Below are 3,857 nucleotides of genomic sequence, written 5' to 3'. Positions count from 1 at the left end.
CTTCAAGCATCAACTTATTTTTCTCTTTTAAGTATACAAAAATGGACCCTATAGAGGGCACTTTTTTTAGTGTCCATTCTATAGGGTCCATTTTAAAGCAGGCGGTGGTTTTTTGCGCACCTGTGCATCGGCCAAGCAAAATAAGCCCGGAAGAAAGCTGGATACCAGCTCTCCAGACTTTTTATGATGCATTTTATTGTATAAAAGGCTCGCTTCGCCCAATCCATGTAGGGAGCGCAACAAAAACGTTGTGCTTCAGGAAAAAATGCCACTCAAAATTAATTCAGTACTTTTGACAGGATGAAGTCCGTCTGTTCATCCTCACCTATGAAAAAGGAATGTGATCCGGTACGGGTGAATCCCATCTTTTCATAAAAAGCGATCGCATTCACATTGTTTTCCCAGACCCCCAGCCAGATCATGCCCTTGCCTTGAGCGCTGGCGATTTCGGTCGCTTTTTCGATCAGGAAACTCCCCAGTCCCCTGCGCTTGAAGTCCGGCCGGATATAGATCCGCTCCACTTCCAACGAATCAGCACCCATCGCTTCGGTCAGGGCTGCATCGGCATTTACCTTCAGATACCCTGCTGGTTCATCCTCGCAATAAAGCAGATAGAAGCTCGAACCTTCAGCGGATAGCTCCTCCTTCAGCTTTTCCGGATCGTAGGCCTTGTCCAGATAAGCTTGCATATCTTCCGGCGTGTTGTGGGCCGCGAAAGTGTCCGTGAACGTTTCGATGCCGATTGCTTGAAGTTCCGCCAAATCTTCGATACCGCATTTTTTCAGTGTGATTGCCATGTATGATGCACTCCTTATCCTTGCCTCAGTAGTTTCGTTTGTTGCCTTTTTTTACGTATTCCCAGTCGCCTTCGACGTTTTTTCTGACTCTTCGGAGCAAATCGAAGAGTCTCTGCGCTTCTTCATTCGAAAAACCTTGCAGCGCCACACCGTTCGAATGCTCATTTTCCCTGCTGATGTTCGGAAAAATTTCCTTTCCCTTTTCTGTCGGGAAGATATGTTTGATCTTTCTGTTTGTGGAATCGGCTTTCTTTTCGATGAAGCCGTTCGCTTCCAGCTTTTTGAGGGCGCGCGAGGTCGTCGTGCGGTCCACCTTGATCATTTCGGCCAGCTTTTCCTGGATGATGCCCGGATTTTCGCAGATCCGGATGAGGTACAAGTACTGCCCTCTCGTCAGGTTGTACTCCTTGAATTCGATATTCGCGATGGAATCCAAAGCCCTGGCGATCATGCCGATTTCGCGCAGAATTTCCGCCATAAAACTCACCTTCCCCTTTTTTGGAAATTTAGATAAAGGATACCGTTTTTTTATTGCATTTGCAAAAAAATTAAAACATGCCCATGAAATCAAAAAAAGAGCTGGAACAAAGAGTCCCAACCCTATCCCTTCAGCATCCCTTCATAACCGTCTACTTTCTCTTTCAACTGCGCCAAGGCTCCCTGCAATCCGAGGATCCTCTTTTCCAGAAGGTCGCACTCGTCGACCAATAAGTCTCTCCTAGCCGGAACGGTAGGAGAGCCTTCGCCACAAAGACGGACATATTCGATCAACGATTCGATTGATAGGCCCGCCGATCGCATGCACATCACAAAATCCACCCAACGCAGATCTTCTTTCGTGTAATCCCTTACTCCCCTTATGGTACGACTCACTGGAGGAATCAACCCGATCCGTTCGTAATAACGCAAACTATCAGTCGTAATATTTTTTTCTTTACTGACTTGAGCGATATTCATTGCTTTTATCCCTGCACTTTCAGCTTTCTTCCGGAGCGACTTCATTCAGACAATTCAATGCCGTCAATGTCCGCGGATAACCGATGAACGGCAACAACACCGTGATCGTGTCCAACAGTTTTTGCTTATCATTCCCGACGCGAAGATTGTTGCGGATGTGTCCCTTCATTTGCGGCTCAGCTCCGCCCATTGAAGCGAGCATAACAAAGATCAGCAGTTCCCGTTCTTGTATGGATAACCCTTTGCGCGTAAAGAAGTCGCCGAAACAATTATCCGCCAAGAAAGTCGCGATATGTTTTTGGTTTTCCGGCATCGTGTTCAACAGGTTATCCACTGTATTTCCTGCAGCTTGACGGACAATCTCCAATCCCTTCTCATAACGCGTTTCGACTGTCGTAGTGGATTGTCCCTCCAAAGGCAGCACAATCCCTCTTTCCTCCAGCACTTCATTTGTCGCATGCAAGAAGTCGAACACTTTCCCTAAGCCCGCATAGGGAACGGCTTGATAAACGATTTCTTTCACTTCGATTGGCGTGACGCCTACATTCAAGGCGCCTTTCATCATCGCCTTGAATTCATTTACGCACTGCATCGCAATCAAAGCAGCCAAGATCACTTTTTGCCGTTCTATCACATCTAAACTGGTGTATTGCAGCACTTCGTCAAAAGCGAAATTATCAAATACCTCAATAAATTCCGGATCCTTCTCAGCTAAAATTGACACGTGCCCAGGAAATAATTCATCATGATTCTTTTTTGCATTTTCATTGATTCCCACCTTTCATTCCTCCTACTCTATTCATTTGTTAGGTACAGTGTAACGCTTGGAGTGGACTCCAAGTCAACCATAACGTCAGCTATTAAAATAATCTTTTTTGCAAATGACAAAAAAGGTTTGCCTTGGAGTGGACTCCAGCATATACAATAGTTGTATAATAAAAGCAGATAAACTGGAGGCGCTATCATGGAATATGTAAAATTAGGGAATACAGGCTTGGAAGTCTCAAAACTTTGCCTGGGGTGCATGGGATTCGGCGAACCTGAACGCGGACGGGAAAAATGGTCGGTGGATGAAATGGAAAGCCGCGAAATCATCAAAAAAGCATTGGACTCCGGAATCAATTTCTTTGATACTGCAAATATGTACTCCGCTGGCTCCAGTGAAGAAATCGTCGGGAAAGCCTTGAAAGATTTTGCCAACCGTGATGAAATCGTCTTGGCTTCCAAATTATACTTCCCGATGTTCGATGGGCCGAATGCGAAAGGTCTATCCCGTAAAAGTATTTTTGCGGAAATCAATCACTCATTGAAGCGGCTGCAGACAGATTATCTGGATCTGTACATCATTCATCGCTGGGATTACGGCACCCCTATCGAAGAGACCATGGCGGCGCTGCACGACTTGGTCAAAATGGGGAAAGTGCGTTACATCGGGGCTTCCTCTATGCATGCTTGGCAATTTGCGAAGGCGCAATTCATAGCCGAGAAAAACGGCTGGACAAAATTTGTTTCCATGCAGAATCTGTACAACCTGCTTTATCGGGAAGAAGAGCGGGAAATGATCCCGTTATTGCAGGATCAAAAAGTTGCGATGACCCCTTGGAGCCCATTGGCAGGCGGAAGACTGACGAGGGATATCGGTGCCGTCACAGCCCGTGCCAGCCAAGCCGTGCTGGCCGATTTGCCTGCTTATCTTGTGGCTTCTGATACTGAAGTCATTTCAAGGGTCCATAAATTAGCGGACGAACGCGGTATCACCCGCGGACAAGTCGCGACTGCCTGGATGCTGAGCAAAGAATATGTCACATCCCCTCTGATCGGGGCGACAAAAATAAAATATCTGGATGATGCCTTGGGCGCATTCCAGGTCGCATTAAGCCCGGAAGAGATCAAGTACTTAGAAGAAGCATACGTCCCTAGAAATATTACGGGGTATAGATAGAAGAATTTATCATAGCAAAAGAAATAAGCCCAGAGAGATGAGAACATCTTTCTGGGCTTATTTCTTTATGATACCGGCGGCCGGGGTCGAACCGGCACGCCCTCGCGGGCACTGGATTTTGAGTCCAGCGCGTCTGCCTATTCCGCCACACCGGCATGATA

General features: G+C 46.6%; 6 protein-coding genes and 1 tRNA gene. 2 read left to right on the top strand and 5 right to left on the bottom strand.

What is annotated here, in order from left to right:
• Positions 1 to 296: hypothetical protein (locus BM101_RS14290; RefSeq protein ID WP_218149949.1), on the top strand; the 296-nt coding region annotated here is incomplete at its 5' end.
• On the opposite strand, the gene BM101_RS13745 is transcribed toward BM101_RS14290, so the two are convergent.
• The 4 genes from BM101_RS13745 to BM101_RS13730 form a co-directional block, all read right to left on the bottom strand.
• A complete protein-coding gene (locus BM101_RS13745) occupies positions 279 to 797 on the bottom strand; it encodes a GNAT family N-acetyltransferase (RefSeq protein ID WP_087033996.1) in 519 nt (172 codons plus the stop codon). The genes BM101_RS14290 and BM101_RS13745 overlap by 18 nt on opposite strands.
• A 25-nt stretch (positions 798 to 822) precedes the next feature.
• On the bottom strand, positions 823 to 1,275 hold the full coding sequence (locus tag BM101_RS13740; protein WP_087033997.1) for a MarR family winged helix-turn-helix transcriptional regulator: 453 nt from the start codon (positions 1,273 to 1,275) through the stop codon (positions 823 to 825).
• A gap of 122 nt (positions 1,276 to 1,397) precedes the next feature.
• Positions 1,398 to 1,754, bottom strand: coding sequence for a MerR family transcriptional regulator (locus tag BM101_RS13735; RefSeq protein ID WP_087033998.1), 357 nt, complete (start codon positions 1,752 to 1,754; stop codon positions 1,398 to 1,400).
• Positions 1,755 to 1,773: 19 nt separating this feature from the next.
• A complete protein-coding gene (locus BM101_RS13730) occupies positions 1,774 to 2,532 on the bottom strand; it encodes a carboxymuconolactone decarboxylase family protein (RefSeq protein WP_087033999.1) in 759 nt (252 codons plus the stop codon).
• Positions 2,533 to 2,718: 186 nt separating this feature from the next.
• Here BM101_RS13730 and BM101_RS13725 point away from each other — a divergent pair, with 186 nt between their 5' ends.
• Positions 2,719 to 3,696, top strand: coding sequence for an aldo/keto reductase (locus tag BM101_RS13725; protein ID WP_087034000.1), 978 nt, complete (start codon positions 2,719 to 2,721; stop codon positions 3,694 to 3,696).
• A 71-nt stretch (positions 3,697 to 3,767) separates the two neighbouring features.
• Here the strand turns inward: BM101_RS13725 and BM101_RS13720 are convergent.
• A tRNA-Leu gene (locus BM101_RS13720) sits at positions 3,768 to 3,851 on the bottom strand.
• Positions 3,852 to 3,857 lie beyond the last annotated feature (6 nt).

Source organism: Trichococcus palustris (assembly GCF_900114465.1).
GTDB classification, from domain to species: domain Bacteria; phylum Bacillota; class Bacilli; order Lactobacillales; family Aerococcaceae; genus Trichococcus; species Trichococcus palustris.
This window is presented reverse-complemented; position numbering and strand designations above follow the sequence as displayed.

Excerpts from the sequence above, each read along its gene's own strand:
- BM101_RS13745 (WP_087033996.1), bottom strand. The coding sequence starts at position 797 with ATGGCAATCACACTGAAAAAATGCGGTATCGAAGATTTGGCGGAACTT.
- BM101_RS13740 (WP_087033997.1), bottom strand. The coding sequence starts at position 1,275 with ATGGCGGAAATTCTGCGCGAAATCGGCATGATCGCCAGGGCTTTGGAT.
- BM101_RS13735 (WP_087033998.1), bottom strand. The coding sequence starts at position 1,754 with ATGAATATCGCTCAAGTCAGTAAAGAAAAAAATATTACGACTGATAGT.
- BM101_RS13725 (WP_087034000.1), top strand. The coding sequence starts at position 2,719 with ATGGAATATGTAAAATTAGGGAATACAGGCTTGGAAGTCTCAAAACTT.